14 protein-coding genes are annotated in these 14,627 nt (G+C 62.2%); 7 read left to right on the top strand and 7 right to left on the bottom strand.

The annotated features are described in order from the left end of the window. Positions 1 to 5: 5 nt before the first annotated feature. The 4 genes from mazG to cysM form a co-directional block, all read right to left on the bottom strand. On the bottom strand, positions 6 to 839 hold the full coding sequence (gene mazG / locus MKS85_RS22075; protein ID WP_047228730.1) for a nucleoside triphosphate pyrophosphohydrolase: 834 nt from the start codon (positions 837 to 839) through the stop codon (positions 6 to 8). A gap of 171 nt (positions 840 to 1,010) precedes the next feature. After that, positions 1,011 to 3,257 carry a GTP diphosphokinase gene (gene relA / locus MKS85_RS22070; protein ID WP_047228731.1) on the bottom strand — a complete coding sequence of 749 codons (2,247 nt, stop codon included), beginning with the start codon at positions 3,255 to 3,257 and terminating at the stop codon, positions 1,011 to 1,013. 100 nt (positions 3,258 to 3,357) lie between these two features. Further along, complete coding sequence (rlmD, locus tag MKS85_RS22065; RefSeq protein WP_139049367.1) at positions 3,358 to 4,728, bottom strand: 23S rRNA (uracil(1939)-C(5))-methyltransferase RlmD; 1,371 nt, start codon at positions 4,726 to 4,728, stop codon at positions 3,358 to 3,360. Beyond that, positions 4,728 to 5,630, bottom strand: a complete 903-nt coding sequence (gene cysM / locus MKS85_RS22060; protein ID WP_188252297.1) for a cysteine synthase CysM — start codon at positions 5,628 to 5,630, stop codon at positions 4,728 to 4,730. The genes rlmD and cysM overlap by 1 nt, the downstream gene beginning before the upstream one ends. Before the next feature lie 295 nt (positions 5,631 to 5,925). On the opposite strand from cysM, the gene MKS85_RS22055 reads away from it, so the two are divergent. The 4 genes from MKS85_RS22055 to MKS85_RS22040 all read left to right on the top strand — a co-directional run bounded on the left by MKS85_RS22055 (position 5,926) and on the right by MKS85_RS22040 (position 10,753). Continuing rightward, the gene (locus MKS85_RS22055; protein ID WP_076386570.1) at positions 5,926 to 8,676 is read left to right on the top strand and encodes a response regulator; all 2,751 of its coding nucleotides are present in this window, start codon (positions 5,926 to 5,928) and stop codon (positions 8,674 to 8,676) included. Positions 8,677 to 8,755: 79 nt separating this feature from the next. Beyond that, positions 8,756 to 9,745 carry a 2-hydroxyacid dehydrogenase gene (locus tag MKS85_RS22050; RefSeq protein ID WP_188252298.1) on the top strand — a complete coding sequence of 330 codons (990 nt, stop codon included), beginning with the start codon at positions 8,756 to 8,758 and terminating at the stop codon, positions 9,743 to 9,745. A gap of 169 nt (positions 9,746 to 9,914) precedes the next feature. Continuing rightward, on the top strand, positions 9,915 to 10,349 hold the full coding sequence (locus MKS85_RS22045) for a hypothetical protein (RefSeq protein ID WP_047228735.1): 435 nt from the start codon (positions 9,915 to 9,917) through the stop codon (positions 10,347 to 10,349). Next, positions 10,349 to 10,753, top strand: a complete 405-nt coding sequence (locus tag MKS85_RS22040) for an META domain-containing protein (RefSeq protein ID WP_047228736.1) — start codon at positions 10,349 to 10,351, stop codon at positions 10,751 to 10,753. Before MKS85_RS22045 ends, MKS85_RS22040 begins: the two co-directional genes overlap by 1 nt. Positions 10,754 to 10,951: 198 nt before the next feature. Here MKS85_RS22040 and MKS85_RS22035 read toward each other — a convergent pair whose 3' ends face one another. After that, positions 10,952 to 11,419: a TlpA disulfide reductase family protein gene (locus MKS85_RS22035; protein ID WP_188252299.1), complete on the bottom strand. Its 468-nt coding sequence runs from the start codon at positions 11,417 to 11,419 to the stop codon at positions 10,952 to 10,954. 127 nt (positions 11,420 to 11,546) lie between these two features. On the opposite strand from MKS85_RS22035, the gene arsC reads away from it, so the two are divergent. The 3 genes from arsC to MKS85_RS22020 are packed head-to-tail and all read left to right on the top strand — an operon-like array spanning position 11,547 to position 12,920. Further along, a complete protein-coding gene (arsC, locus tag MKS85_RS22030; protein ID WP_107321733.1) occupies positions 11,547 to 11,900 on the top strand; it encodes an arsenate reductase (glutaredoxin) in 354 nt (117 codons plus the stop codon). Continuing rightward, positions 11,897 to 12,502, top strand: coding sequence for an NAD(P)H:quinone oxidoreductase (wrbA, locus tag MKS85_RS22025; protein ID WP_047228739.1), 606 nt, complete (start codon positions 11,897 to 11,899; stop codon positions 12,500 to 12,502). Before arsC ends, wrbA begins: the two co-directional genes overlap by 4 nt. Next, positions 12,495 to 12,920, top strand: coding sequence for a DUF2069 domain-containing protein (locus tag MKS85_RS22020; RefSeq protein WP_047228740.1), 426 nt, complete (start codon positions 12,495 to 12,497; stop codon positions 12,918 to 12,920). Before wrbA ends, MKS85_RS22020 begins: the two co-directional genes overlap by 8 nt. 90 nt (positions 12,921 to 13,010) lie before the next feature. On the opposite strand, the gene MKS85_RS22015 is transcribed toward MKS85_RS22020, so the two are convergent. Then, complete coding sequence (locus tag MKS85_RS22015) at positions 13,011 to 13,685, bottom strand: DNA-3-methyladenine glycosylase I (protein WP_076383753.1); 675 nt, start codon at positions 13,683 to 13,685, stop codon at positions 13,011 to 13,013. A gap of 81 nt (positions 13,686 to 13,766) precedes the next feature. After that, positions 13,767 to 14,591, bottom strand: coding sequence for a tRNA 2-thiocytidine(32) synthetase TtcA (gene ttcA / locus MKS85_RS22010; protein ID WP_047228742.1), 825 nt, complete (start codon positions 14,589 to 14,591; stop codon positions 13,767 to 13,769). Between the last annotated feature and the right edge of the window lie 36 nt (positions 14,592 to 14,627).

The raw sequence follows: 14,627 nt of genomic DNA, 5'->3' as shown, positions 1-14,627 counted from the left end.
CAGCCTCAGCCACAGCTGGGCAAATTCTTTTCCTGACGTTTGGCTTCGCCCCATAAGGCGTCCAACTCTTCGAGGGTGCAATCTTCCATGGGACGGTGGGTGTCGCGCAATGCCTGTTCGATAAATCGGAAACGTCGCTCGAATTTCCCATTGGCGTCACGCAGGGCCGTTTCCGGGTCGATTTTCAGGTGCCGGGCCAGGTTCACTACGCTGAACAGCAGGTCGCCGATCTCATCGCTGATGGCCACCGAATCGTTGTCAGCCATCGCTTCGAGGACTTCGTCCAGCTCCTCCCGGACCTTGTCGAGCACCGGCAACGGGCCTGGCCAGTCGAAACCGACCTGAGCCGCACGTTTTTGCAACTTCGCCGAGCGGGACAACGCCGGCAAGGCAACGGGTACATCGTCAAGCAACGACAGTTGCTCCGGTGCCGAGGCCTTCTCGGCCCGCTCCTCGGCCTTGATTTCTTCCCAGCGCTGCTTGACCTGTTCTTCGCTCAGGCGCGGGATGTCCACGGGCGCGTAGAGGTCACCGGTAGGAAATACATGGGGATGGCGGCGGATCAGCTTGCGGGTGATGCTATCGACCACGCCGGCGAATTCGAAGCGGTTTTCCTCCCGCGCCAACTGGCTGTAATACACCACCTGAAACAACAGGTCGCCCAGCTCACCCTGCAAGTGATCGAAGTCGCCACGCTCAATGGCATCGGCCACTTCGTAGGCTTCTTCCAGGGTATGGGGGACGATGGTCGCGTAGGTCTGCTTGATGTCCCACGGGCACCCGTACTGCGGGTCGCGCAGACGGTTCATCAGATGGAGCAGGTCTTCAAGGCTGTACATCAATCCAACTCATCACAAATCACCCTGTGGGAAATAATCCAATGGGAGTATGCCTGTGGGAGCAAAGCTTGCTCGCGATTGAGGTGGTGGCCCCAACGTATGTCGGAACTGATCCACCGCTATCGCGAGCAAGCTTGCTCCCACAGGCTCGCTCCCACATTTGGACCGCGCTTAACCCGGCGTGCGATTACGCCGGGTCTCGATGATGTTCGGCAGTTGGGAAATCCGCCCCAGCAACCGCCCCAGCGCATCCAATCCCGGAATCTCGATGGTCAGGGACATCAGCGCCGTGTTGTCTTCCTTGTTCGAACGGGTGTTGACTGCCAACACGTTGATCCGCTCGTTCAGCAACACCTGGGACACGTCACGCAGCAGGCCGGAACGGTCGTAGGCGCGAATGATGATGTCCACCGGGTAGGTGAGCACCGGCACCGGGCCCCAACTGACCTGGATGATCCGCTCCGGCTCACGGCCGGCCAGTTGCAGCACCGAAGCACAGTCCTGGCGGTGAATGCTCACCCCACGGCCCTGGGTGATGTAGCCGACGATCGCATCCCCAGGCAACGGCTGGCAGCAGCCGGCCATCTGGGTCATCAGGTTGCCCACGCCCTGGATCTGGATGTCGCCGCGCTTGCCGGGCTTGTAGCCGGTGGCCTTGCGCGGGATCAGTTCCAACTGCTCGTTGCCGCGTTCCGGCTCCACCAGTTGCTGGGCCAGGTTGACCAGTTGCGCCAGGCGCAAGTCGCCGGCACCGAGGGCGGCGAACATGTCTTCGGCGGTCTTCATGTTGGCCTTTTCGGCCAGCTTGTCGAAATCCACCTGCGGCAGGCCCAGGCGACTGAGTTCGCGCTCGAGCAAAGTCTTGCCGGCGGCGACGTTCTGGTCGCGGGCCTGCAATTTGAACCAGTGAACGATTTTCGCCCGCGCTCGCGATGTGGTGATGTAGCCCAGGTTCGGGTTCAGCCAGTCGCGGCTCGGCGTGCCGTGTTTACTGGTGATGATCTCGACCTGCTCACCGGTTTGCAGGCTGTAGTTGAGCGGCACGATCCGCCCGTTGATCTTGGCGCCACGGCAGTTGTGGCCGATCTCGGTGTGGACGCGATAGGCAAAGTCCAGCGGCGTGGCGCCCTTGGGCAGGTCGATGGCGTGGCCGTCGGGGGTGAAGATGTAGACCCGATCCGGCTCGATATCGACCCGCAATTGTTCGGCCAGACCGCCGATATCACCGAGCTCTTCATGCCACTCGAGCACCTGACGCAGCCAGGAGATTTTCTCTTCGTAGTGGTTGGAGCCCGACTTGACGTCGGTGCCCTTGTATTTCCAATGGGCGCAAACACCCAGCTCGGCTTCCTCGTGCATGGCGTGGGTGCGAATCTGCACCTCCAGCACCTTGCCCTCCGGGCCGATCACCGCCGTGTGCAGCGAGCGGTAGCCGTTTTCCTTCGGGTTGGCGATGTAGTCGTCGAACTCCTTGGGAATGTGCCGCCACAAGGTGTGCACGATACCCAGCGCGGTGTAGCAGTCGCGCATTTCCGGGACCAGTACGCGAACGGCGCGAACGTCGTAGATCTGGCTGAATTCCAGGCCTTTGCGCTGCATTTTGCGCCAGATCGAATAGATGTGCTTGGCTCGGCCGCTGATATCGGCCTCCACGCCCGTGGCCTGCAATTCTTCCCTCAGCTGGGTCATCACATCCGTGATGAAGCGCTCGCGATCCAGGCGCCGCTCATGTAGCAACTTGGCGATCTGCTTGTACTGGTCGGGCTCCAGGTAGCGGAAGGACAGGTCCTCCAGCTCCCACTTGATATGGCCGATGCCAAGGCGATGGGCCAGGGGGGCGTAGATGTCGAACACTTCCCGGGCGACGCGGTTGCGCTTTTCGTCGTCGGCGGATTTCACCGCGCGGATCGCGCAGGTGCGTTCGGCCAGTTTGATCAGTGCGACGCGCACGTCGTCGACCATGGCCACCAGCATCTTGCGCAGGTTCTCCACCTGGCCCTGAGTGCCCAGGACCATGGACTGGCGCGGACTGAGACTGGCACTGATCGCCGCCATGCGCAGCACGCCGTCAATCAGCTTGGCGACCACCGTGCCAAAACGCTGGCTGACCACCGGCAATTGGATCTGCCCTTCGCGCACACCGCGGTATAGCACCGCAGCCACCAGGGAGTCCTGGTCGAGCTTGAGGTCGGCAAGGATTTCGGCGATCTCAAGGCCCGTCTGAAAACTCGAGGTGCCTTCGGACCAGAGGTTCTTCGCCGCGTTGTGCTGCTGTTCCGCTTCACGCGCGAACTCGCAGGCTTCTTTCAAGGCTTCGCGATCCAGTGCCGTGTCGATACTGACCGCGTGATCGAGCCAAGCCTCGAGATTGATACTGCCGTCAGTGTTGATCGGCTGGTGTGCTCTCACCTGTACCATCTTTACATACCTTCCCTATGACGCAGATTCAATGCGTCAATAACGCTGACCTTCGTTGCCCGTGTCCCCGCCCAGGGCTGTGGCGGTTGGCACGAACGGGTCAGTCGGACAAGCCATCCTGGCTCGCTTCAAATAACGCCATGGCCTCGACATGTGCCGTCTGAGGAAACATATCGAGAATCCCGGCACGTTTTAACCGGTAGCCCTGCTTGATCAATTCGACCGTGTCCCGGGCCAAAGTTGCCGGGTTGCACGATACATATACCAACCGCCTGGCGCCCAGGGATGCCAGTTTGCGCACCACCTCGAAAGCACCGTCGCGGGGTGGGTCCAAGAGTACCGCAGAAAAGCCTTCGCCGACCCACTCGGCACCCGACAACGGCTGGGATAAATCGGCCTGAAAAAAGGCAGTGTTATTCAAATTGTTGCTGACGGCATTGGCCGCCGCGCGGTCAACCATGGCCTGTACACCTTCCACCGCCACCACTTGGCGCACCGCCTTGGCCAGGGGCAAGGCAAAGTTGCCCAGGCCGCAAAACAAGTCCAGCACCCGCTCCTCGGCTCGGGGCGCGAGCCACTCCAGGGCTTGGGCCACCATCGCCTCGTTGACCCCGGCATTGACCTGGATGAAATCCCCCGGCCGGTAAGCCAGCTCCAGGTCCCAGGCCTCAAGGCGATAACCCAGCGTCTGTCCCGGTTCGACCGGTTGCGGCTCGCCCTCACCCTGCAGCCACAACTGGGCTTGGTGGGCGGCGCAGAAATCCTTGAGAATCGTCAGGTCAGGCGCCGACAGTGGCGACACGTGCCGCAGCAACACCGCCAGGGACGAGCCAGCGAACAATTCCACATGTCCCAGCGCCTGGGGCTTGCTCAGGCGACGGAGCATGTCCGGCAAGCGACTCATGATCGGCTGCAAGGGCTGTACCAGTACCGGGCAATCGCCGATGGCCACGATGTCCTGGCTGCCGACGGCACGAAAACCCACTTCGAGTTTTTTTGCCTTCTGATCCCAGCGCACCGCCACGCGGGCACGACGCCGATAACCCAGTTCCGGCCCGCTCAATGGCGCAGCCCATTCATCCGGCTGCACGCCGGCGACCCGCGACAACTGCTCGGCGAGCATGCGCTGTTTCAGGGCGAGCTGTTCGTTGTGGGGCAAATGCTGGACGCTGCAACCGCCGCAGCGACCGGCATGCACGCACGGCGCCGCACGGCGCAGTTCACTGGACAGGAACACTCGCTCAGTGCGGGCATCGACCACTTTGCCATGGGCCCCCAGCACCCGCGCCTCGACCTCTTCGCCGGCCAGGGCGCCGATCACGAACCAGGTGCGCCCGTCCAGAAAGGCAATGCCCCGGCCATCGTTGGCCAAGCGTTCGATGGTCAAGCGCTGCTTCTTTCCGGTGGGCACCTGCGGGGCCCGGCTTCCGCCGCTGGGCTGGAAGCGCAGACCTCTTTCTTGCTTGGCCATCAGTTGGGCGCGTCGAAAATGCCGGTCGACAAGTAGCGGTCGCCGCGGTCGCAGATGATCGCGACAATGACCGCGTTTTCGACTTCCTGGGACAAGCGCAGCATGCCCGCCACGGCACCGCCCGAAGACACGCCGCAAAAGATGCCTTCTTCACGGGCCAGACGACGGGTAATGTCCTCCGCCTCGCTCTGGGCCATGTCGATAATGCGGTCCACGCGGTCGGCCTGGTAGATTTTCGGCAGATACTCCTCGGGCCAGCGACGGATGCCGGGGATGGCCGAGCCTTCCATCGGTTGCAGGCCGATGATCTGCACGTTCGGGTTCTGTTCTTTCAAATAGCGCGAGGTGCCCATGATGGTGCCGGTGGTGCCCATCGAGCTGACGAAATGGGTGATGGTGCCATCGGTCTGGCGCCAGATCTCAGGGCCAGTGGTGGTGTAGTGGGCTTCGGGATTGTCACCGTTGGCGAACTGGTCGAGCACCTTGCCGCGACCCTCGGCCTGCATCCGCTCGGCCAGGTCCCGGGCGCCCTCCATGCCTTCGTCTTTGCTCACCAGGATCAATTCGGCGCCATAGGCGGTCATTGCGGCCTTGCGCTCGGCACTGGAGTTGTCGGGCATGATCAGGATCATCTTGTAGCCCTTGATCGCCGCCGCCATGGCCAAGGCAATACCGGTGTTGCCAGAGGTCGCCTCGATCAGCGTATCGCCGGGGCGGATCTGCCCACGCAATTCGCCACGGATGAGCATCGACAGCGCCGGCCGGTCCTTGACCGAACCCGCCGGGTTATTCCCTTCGAGCTTGAGCAAAAGCGTATTGCTGGTCACGCCGGGCAGGCGCTGCAAACGAACCAGCGGAGTGTTGCCGACGCAATCGGCGATAGTGGGGTACTGCACGGTCATGGCGTATTCGCAATCCGGACTGCGGGGGCGCCTATCATACCGGCAAACCTTGCCCGGCCATATCACGCAAAGTGTGGTGGTTATGGCTTATGGGAATAAGCAACGAAAGTGGGCTGCAAGCTGCCACTCAGAAATCCTGATTGAAGGGATCGCCGAGGCACGGCAACCGGCGAGACCGATGCACGGCGACATCAATTTTACGAAGATTGCCTGCCCGCAAGTCGCTACACTGCGCAGGTATTGCGTGCCGGATGCGCGCAAAGCTCAAACAGACCGCTGGATGCAGGAGAAAAGTGTGCTCAAGAAACTGGGAATCAAAGGCCGCGTGCTGTTGCTGACCCTGTTGCCGACCAGCCTGATGGCGCTGGTCCTGGGCGGCTACTTCACCTGGATGCAGCAATCGGACTTGCATGCCCAGTTGCTGCAGCGTGGCGAGATGATCGCCGAACAGCTGGCGCCGCTGGTCGCCCCGGCCATGAGCCACCAGGACACCGATCTGCTGGAGCGGATCGCCACCCAGTCCCTCGAGCAAGCGGATGTGCGCGCCGTGACCTTCCTGGCTCCCGATCGCACATCGCTGGCCCACGCCGGCCCGACCATGCTCAACCGAGCCCCGGAGGGCAACAGTGCCCAATTGCTGCAACGCACCGGCAACGATGCCACGCGTTACCTGCTGCCAGTATTCGGCAAGCACCGCAACCTGGCCGGCGAGCTGATTCCCGAAGAAGCCGATCGGCTGCTGGGTTGGGTCGAACTGGAGTTGTCCCACAGTGGCATGTTGCTGCGCGGCTATCGCAGCCTGTTCGCCAGCCTGCTGTTGATCAGCGCCGGCCTGTGCCTGACCGCACTGCTGGCGTTGCGCATGGGTCGCACGATCAACCGGCCCCTGAGCCAGATCAAGCAAGCCGTGGCGCAACTCAAGGACGGTCACCTGGAAACCCGTCTGCCGCCTCTGGGCAGCCAGGAACTGGATGAGCTGGCGTCGGGCATCAATCGCATGGCCAGCACCTTGCAGAATGCCCAGGAAGAGTTGCAGCACAGCATCGACCAGGCCACTGAAGACGTGCGCCAGAATCTGGAAACCATCGAGATCCAGAACATCGAGCTGGACCTGGCCCGTAAGGAAGCCCTGGAAGCGAGCCGGATCAAGTCCGAATTCCTGGCGAACATGAGCCATGAAATCCGTACGCCGCTCAACGGCATCCTCGGCTTCACCCATCTGCTGCAGAAAAGCGAATTGACCCCGCGTCAGCTCGATTACCTGGGCACCATTGAAAAATCCGCCGACAGCCTGCTGGGCATCATCAACGAGATCCTCGACTTCTCGAAGATCGAGGCCGGCAAACTGGTGCTGGACAACATTCCGTTCAACCTGCGGGACTTGTTGCAGGACACCCTGACCATCCTCGCCCCCGCCGCCCACGCCAAACAACTGGAGCTGGTGAGCCTGGTCTACAGGGACACGCCCCTGTCGTTGGTGGGCGATCCGCTGCGCCTCAAGCAGATCCTGACCAACCTGGTGAGCAATGCCATCAAGTTCACCCGCGAAGGCACCATCATCGCCCGCGCCATGATGGAAGACGAACACGAAGACAGCGTGCAACTGCGCATCAGCATTCAGGACACCGGTATCGGCCTGTCGAACCAGGACGTACGGGCCCTGTTCCAGGCGTTCAGCCAGGCCGACAATTCCTTGTCCCGGCAACCGGGTGGCACCGGCTTGGGCCTGGTGATTTCCAAGCGCCTGGTGGAGCAGATGGGTGGCGAAATCGGCGTGGACAGCACGCCGGGCGAAGGCTCGGAGTTCTGGATCAGCCTGCGCCTGCCCAAGACCCGTGACGACGCCGAAGATTTGCCTGGCCCGCCGCTACTGGGTCGGCGCGTAGCGGTGCTGGAAAACCATGAACTGGCCCGTCAGGCCCTGCAACACCAGCTCGAGGACTGCGGTCTGGTGGTGACACCGTTCAACACCCTGGAAAACCTGACCAACGGTGTGACCGTCGCCCACCAGACCGATCAGGCGATCGACCTGGCGGTGCTGGGCATCACCAGCAACGACATGCCGCCGGAACGCCTCAGCCAACACATCTGGGATCTTGAGCATCTGGGCTGCAAGGTACTGGTGCTGTGCCCCACCACTGAACAGACGCTGTACCACCTCTCCGTGCCCAACCCCCACAGCCAATTGCAGGCCAAGCCGGCCTGCACGCGCAAGTTGCGCCGCTCGCTTTCCGACCTGGTCAACCCGCGCCCGCCCCGCAACGAACCCAACGAACCGGTGGGCAGCCGCGCACCCAAAGTGCTGTGCGTGGACGACAACCCGGCCAACCTGCTGTTGGTGCAAACGCTGCTCGAAGACATGGGCGCCAAGGTGCTGGCGGTGGAAAGCGGTTATGCGGCGGTCAAGGCCGTGCAAAAGGAAACCTTCGACCTGGTGCTGATGGATGTCCAGATGCCCGGCATGGACGGTCGCCAGAGCACCGAGGCGATCCGCCAATGGGAAAGCGAGCGTCATTGCACGCCGCTGCCAATCGTCGCCCTCACCGCCCACGCCATGGCCAACGAAAAACGCGCCCTGCTGCAAAGTGGCATGGATGACTACCTGACCAAGCCCATCAGCGAACGGCAACTGGCCCAGGTGGTGCTTAAATGGACCGGCCTGGCCCTGCGTAACCAGGCGCCGGACCGGAGCACCGACGCTCAGGGCGGCAGCGAACTGCTGGTGCTCGATCATGAAGAAGGCCTGCGCCTGGCCGCCGGCAAGGCCGATCTGGCGGCGGACATGCTGGCAATGCTGCTGGCGTCCCTGGAAGCCGACCGCGAAGCGATTCGCCAGGCCAGCGAGGCCAATGATCACAACGCCCTGATCGAACGGGTCCACCGCCTGCATGGCGCCACTCGCTACTGCGGCGTACCGCAATTGCGCGCCGCCTGCCAGCGCAGCGAGACCCTGCTCAAACAACAGGACCCCAAGGCCGAGGCCGCTCTGCAGGAACTGGAACGTGCCATCGACCGCTTGGCCAACGAGGCACGCATCAGCGCCTGATCCAGGGCAATAGCCCAAAACCCGGGATCAAGGAAAATCTAAACGCCTAGAGGCTTATCTTTTGTGCCAGGAGGCCGCCATGCGCGCGATTCTTTTCAGCAGCCAGACCTACGACCGCGACAGTTTCAGCAAAACCCCGGCGCCCGCTGGCCTTGAACTGCAGTATCAGCCGGCACGCCTGAACCTCGACACCGTGGCCCTGGCCGAACACCATGAAGTGGTGTGCGCCTTCATCAACGACGACCTGAGCGCCCCGGTGCTGGAGCGGCTGGCACAGGGCGGCACGCGGCTGATCGCCCTGCGCTCGGCCGGCTATAACCATGTCGACCTGAACGCTGCCAAACGGCTGGGGTTGAGCATCGTCCGGGTGCCGGCGTATTCGCCCCATGCCGTGGCCGAGCATGCCGTGGCGCTGATCATGGCCCTCAATCGCTGCTTGCATCGCGCTTACAACCGCACCCGGGACGGCAATTTCAGCCTCCATGGGCTGACCGGTTTCGATCTGGTGGGCAAGACGGTCGGCGTGATCGGCACCGGGCAGATCGGCGCGACGTTCGCGCGGATCATGGCCGGCTTCGGCTGCCGGTTATTGGCCTACGATCCGTCCCCCAACCCGCAGGTCCAAGCCCTGGGCGCTCGTTACCTGCCCTTGGCCGATCTGCTGGCGCAAGCACAGATCATCAGCCTGCATTGCCCGCTCAACGAGCAGAGCCGACATTTGATCAACGCCGATTCATTGGCTGCCATGCAACGTGGCGCGATGCTGATCAACACCGGACGCGGCGGCCTGGTGGACACACCCGCCTTGATCGAGGCGTTGAAAAGCGGTCAGTTGGGCTATTTGGGGCTGGATGTCTATGAGGAAGAAGCGCAACTGTTCTTCGAGGACCGCTCCGACCTGCCCTTGCAGGATGATGTGCTGGCTCGGTTGCTGACGTTCCCCAACGTGGTGGTCACCGCGCATCAGGCCTTCCTGACCCATGAAGCGTTGGCCGCCATCGCCGCGACGACCCTGGACAACATCGGCGCCTGGGCCGCCGGCACCCCACAAAACCTGGTGGACAGCTGAGCATTACCCTTGTGGGAGCGAGCCTGCTCGCGATTACGATGGGCCTGTCAGCATGGCGTCGACTGACGCCCCGCTATCGCGAGCAGGCTCGCTCCCACAGGGGATTTCGTCGCCTGGATCATCCCAACCCATGGCCCGTGCTAGCATATCGCGCCTATCTGGAGGACCCATGGCCGAACACGATTTCCGCTACACCCTGATGAACCCGCAACACACCCTGACCGAGGTCCGCGCCCTGGCGCCGGGCCGTTATCAGGTCACCGGCAACGGCGGTTCGATTCAGGCCAACGATGTGCTGCTCGTCACCCTCAAAGGCAGCAAGGATTTGTCCATGCGCCTGACCGTGGACACCGTTCGGCACTTGCTCAAGCCCATGGGTCAATGGACCGCCATGACCACCGGCCCGGTGTTCGGGGAGCTGGCGATCCACACCTGGCAGGTCAACTGCGACCGCTGCGCCAAGCAACTGAGCTTTGAATTTGCCGTCGACGCCAAGCTCGGCGTCAAGGCGCAGAAGCCGGCCGCCACCGCGCGCATTGCCGAGCTGGGCTGGACCACCGTCGGTGAAAAACACCTGTGCCCGACCTGCCAGGAAGCCGCCTGATGAAACGCCTGGCCCTGACCGCGCTGATCGGCGCCGGCCTGATGGGTTGCGCCGCCGAGCCGGTGCAATTGCAGCAAAACCGCAGCTACATCCTGGAATGGATTGGCGAACGGCCCTTGATGGACTACAGCAACCTGACCATCACCCTCGGGGACGACGGTCGGGCCTACGGCAACGGCGGCTGTAACCACTGGTTCGCGCCCTACACCCTGGAAGGCCACCGATTGAGCTTCGGCAAGATCGGCAGCACCCGCAAACTCTGCGCCCCGGCGCTGATGGAGCAGGAGACGCGCTTTTTGCAGGCCCTGGAAAAGGTCGAACGCTGGGACATCTCGCCCATCGAGCAAATGCGCTTCTGGCCGGCCCAGGGCAAGCCCCTGCGGTGGTGGCTGGAGGAAGGTTGAGACCCGTTAAAACACGGACATAGGTTGCACCCGTGGCGAGGGAGCTTGCTCCCGCTGGGCTGCGCAGCGGCCCCCTCTGTTCTATCTGAGATTGCGCGGGTGGCAGGTCACTTTTGGGGCTGCTTCGCAGCCCAGCGGGAGCAAGCTCCCTCGCCACAAAAGCCTCCTTGCCTCCTTGCTCATTGCCACAAAGAGGGGTTATTTGAACGCCTGCAACGCCTCAAGCTTGGCCATCACCGCCGCCGCCGTCTGTTCCCCCAGCATCTGCTCGCGCACCTTGCCCTGGTTGTCGATGATGTAAGTCACCGGTAACCCTTCGCTGCGCGGGATATCAAAAAAGTCGGCCGGGTCCCGGGCCAGCACGGTGAAGCCGATGCCCATTTTCTCGCTGGCGCTCTTGAGCTCCTCACCTTGCACCTGATCAAAATTGACCCCGAAAACCCCCACGTTACGGCCCTTGAGCTGTTCGGCCAGGGCATTGAACTCGGGGATTTCGGTACGGCACGGTGCGCACCACTCGGCCCAGTAGTTGAGCACCACCCACTGTTTATCCAGCCGTTTTGAGGCGATAGCCTGACCGTTCTGGTCAACTCCATAGTCATTCCCGCAGCCGGCGAGCAACAAAATCCCCATGAATGCCAGTGCCTTCGTCAATCGCCTTGCCATGTGCCAATCCTTGTATTGAATGTGAACGTCGGCGCGGCCCACCGTTTTCGAACGCGCCCGTCTCAGGTGCCTGGTACCTCGCGACACAGTAGAATAGCCGCCACCTTACGCAAGATGCGACCCGCTCATGACCGATCTGACGCTATATCACAACCCGCGCTGCTCCAAATCCCGCGGTGCGCTGGAACTGTTGGAGGCCCGTGGCCTGACGCCCACCGTGGTCCGCTACCTGGAAACCCCGCTCGACGAAGCGCAGTTGGAACGCCTGTTGGCCAAGCTCGGCATCACTGCCCGGCAACTGCTGCGCACCGGTGAGGACGAATACAAGACCCTGAACCTGGCCGATGAAAACCTGAGCCAGTCCCAACTGATCGCCGCCATCGCCGCTCACCCCAAACTCATGGAACGACCGATTCTGGAAACCGCTGACAAGGCCGTGATCGGCCGCCCGCCAGAGAAGATCCTGGAGATCCTGCCGTGAGCACACCGTACATTCTGGTGTTGTATTACAGCCGCAGTGGCTCGACCAACGAAATGGCCCGGCAGATCGCCCGGGGCATCGAGCAGGCCGGGCTGGAAGCGCGGTTGCGCACGGTGCCGGCGATTTCCGCCGAGTGCGAAGCGGTATCGCCGGACATTCCCGAACAAGGCCCGCTGTATGCCAGCCTCGATGACCTGAAAAACTGCGCCGGCCTGGCCCTGGGCAGTCCGACCCGTTTCGGCAACATGGCCGCGCCGCTAAAATACTTTCTCGATGGCACCAGCAACCTGTGGCTGACCGGCGCCCTCGTGGGCAAGCCGGCCGGTGTGTTCACTTCCACCGCGAGCCTGCATGGCGGCCAGGAAACCACTTTGCTGTCGATGATGCTGCCGCTGTTGCACCACGGCATGCTGATCACCGGCCTGCCCTACAGCGAGTCAGCCTTGATCGAAACCGAGGGCGGAGGCACGCCGTACGGCCCGAGCCATCATGCCGGGGCCGACGGTAAAAGCGGCTTGAACGAACATGAAGTGGCGCTGTGCCGGGCACTGGGCTTGCGCCTGGCAAAAACCGCCCTACTGCTGGAGAACGGCCGTGGCTAAGAAGCCGAAAATCCTGCCGCCCATTCAGTGGCTGGAACCGCGGGTACGCATCGCCCGGGTCCTGAGCCTGCTGTGCTTTTTCGGGCTGGTGGGGTTGCTCTGTGTGTATTACCTGCTGATCGCCGACCTGCACGGCGCGCGCCCCTGGGTGATTCTGCTGATCGAGCTGGTGCCGCTGCTGATACTGGCGCCAGGCATGATCAGCGGCAGCCCCCGCGGGCATTCGTGGATGTGCTTTGTGGTAAACCTGTACTTCATCAAAGGCGCGCTGGCGGCCTATGACCCGAACCGACAGGTGTTCGGCTTGCTGGAAATGACGGCGAGCGTGGCGGTGTTCTGCTCGGCGCTGCTGTATGTGCGTTGGCGGTTTCAGTTGAACCGGCGGTTGGCTGGAGAAGGCGAGATTTCCGTCGCCTGATAGATGGCTATCGCGAGCAGGCTCGCTCCCACAGGGAATCTGTGAACGCCACAAATCTCATGTGGGAGCGAGCCTGCTCGCGATGCGGCCTCAATGATTGACGGTATACGCCAGCATCATCGAAATCTGGCTCATGGGCCTTCCACCACTCTCTTCATGCCACTGGTTGAAGGCCTGCTGCACCGTCGCCAGATCCCGCAGGCTGGTGGGAACCTTGTCGATGATGTCCTGCGCATTGAGCGCCGCCACCACGTCATAACTGGGCACAAAAGTGTCCTTGCCCATCATCCGCAGGAAACGCGGAGCCGACAGACCGCCCAGTTGATGGCCGTGCTTTTTCAGGTAGGTCCACAGGCCTACGATGTCGGTCACCGGCCAGTCGGCGATCAGCGCGCCAAAGCTGCCTTTTTCATGGGCCACGTCCAGTATCAATTGCGCGTTGCGCGGCACGCTCTTGAGCTTGCCCAAGTGACGGATGATCCGCGCGTCCTGCATCAGCCGCTCCAGGTGCTCGGCGCTCATCAGCACGACTTTTTCCGGGTCGAACTTGAAAAACACTTCCTCGAACGCCGGCCACTTGGCGTCCACCAGGCTGTGCTTGAGCCCGGCGCGAAACACCCGCAGCGCCATGGTCGAGAGGTAGCGGTCGTCGCTGATCTTGCGCAGTTGGGCCGGGGTCTTGGGAACAGGCAGGTGGGCTTCCAGTTCAGCCGCCGAACCGAAGCGGTTCAGACAATACTCGTGCAGCCACTTGTAATCGCGCATGCCCTCTCCTGGGGTCGGAAATGAAAACGGCGCTCTAAGTGACCTGGCCACGAGCGCCGTGAATAGGAGCCGCTGAGTTCGTCAGAGGTTCACCACGTTGACGAATCGCGGCGTGGCGCTTTCGTCGATGCGCAGGTTGGTGAAGTCGAACAGGTTACGGTCCGCCAGTTGCGACGGAACGACGTTCTGCAAGCCGCGGAAAATGCTCTCGGTGCGGCCCGGGGTCTTGCGCTCCCACTCCTGCAGCATCTCCTTGACCACCTGGCGTTGCAGGTTTTCCTGGGAGCCGCACAGGTTGCAAGGGATGATCGGGAACTGCTTGAAGTCTGAATAGGCCTGGATGTCTTTCTCGCTGCAGTAGGCCAGCGGGCGGATCACCACGTTGCGCCCGTCATCGGCGCGCAGCTTGGGCGGCATGGCTTTGAGCGAGCCGTTGTAGAACATGTTGAGGAAAAAGGTCTCGACGATGTCGTCGCGGTGGTGCCCCAGGGCCATCTTTGTCGCGCCGATCTGGTCGGCAAAGGTGTAGAGCGTGCCACGACGCAGGCGTGAGCACAGCGAGCAAGTGGTCTTGCCTTCCGGGATCAGCTCCTTGACCACCGAATAGGTGTCCTTCTCGACGATGTGATATTCCACGCCCAGCGATTGAAGGTAGGCCGGCAACACATCCTCGGGGAAACCGGGCTGCTTCTGGTCCATGTTCACCGCGACAATGTCGAACTTGATCGGCGCAACCTTCTGCAAATGCATCAGCACATCGAGCAAGGTGTAGCTGTCCTTGCCGCCGGACAGGCAGACCATGACCTTGTCGCCGTCTTCAATCATATTGAAATCAGCGACCGCCTCACCGGCCTGGCGGCGCAGGCGCTTTTGCAGTTTGTTCTGGTTGACCGTAAGAGTGCCCATGACGCGAAATCCGTGAGGTGTGACGAAAGGCCGGCA

The sequence above is a fragment of the Pseudomonas sp. JL2 genome (assembly GCF_031570495.1).
In the GTDB taxonomy this organism is placed as follows: Bacteria; Pseudomonadota; Gammaproteobacteria; order Pseudomonadales; family Pseudomonadaceae; genus Aquipseudomonas; species Aquipseudomonas rhizophila.
Note: the sequence above shows the minus strand (reverse complement) of the source record. Positions and strands in the feature narration are given on the sequence as shown.

What these genes read in the sequence shown, in the direction of transcription:
- MKS85_RS22035 (WP_188252299.1), bottom strand. Translation starts at nt 11,419, where the DNA reads ATGGCAAGGCGATTGACGAAGGCACTGGCATTCATGGGGATTTTGTTG.
- MKS85_RS22050 (WP_188252298.1), top strand. Translation starts at nt 8,756, where the DNA reads ATGCGCGCGATTCTTTTCAGCAGCCAGACCTACGACCGCGACAGTTTC.
- MKS85_RS22015 (WP_076383753.1), bottom strand. Translation starts at nt 13,685, where the DNA reads ATGCGCGATTACAAGTGGCTGCACGAGTATTGTCTGAACCGCTTCGGT.
- MKS85_RS22045 (WP_047228735.1), top strand. Translation starts at nt 9,915, where the DNA reads ATGGCCGAACACGATTTCCGCTACACCCTGATGAACCCGCAACACACC.
- rlmD (WP_139049367.1), bottom strand. Translation starts at nt 4,728, where the DNA reads ATGGCCAAGCAAGAAAGAGGTCTGCGCTTCCAGCCCAGCGGCGGAAGC.
- relA (WP_047228731.1), bottom strand. Translation starts at nt 3,257, where the DNA reads ATGGTACAGGTGAGAGCACACCAGCCGATCAACACTGACGGCAGTATC.
- arsC (WP_107321733.1), top strand. Translation starts at nt 11,547, where the DNA reads ATGACCGATCTGACGCTATATCACAACCCGCGCTGCTCCAAATCCCGC.
- MKS85_RS22040 (WP_047228736.1), top strand. Translation starts at nt 10,349, where the DNA reads ATGAAACGCCTGGCCCTGACCGCGCTGATCGGCGCCGGCCTGATGGGT.
- ttcA (WP_047228742.1), bottom strand. Translation starts at nt 14,591, where the DNA reads ATGGGCACTCTTACGGTCAACCAGAACAAACTGCAAAAGCGCCTGCGC.
- cysM (WP_188252297.1), bottom strand. Translation starts at nt 5,630, where the DNA reads ATGACCGTGCAGTACCCCACTATCGCCGATTGCGTCGGCAACACTCCG.
- mazG (WP_047228730.1), bottom strand. Translation starts at nt 839, where the DNA reads ATGTACAGCCTTGAAGACCTGCTCCATCTGATGAACCGTCTGCGCGAC.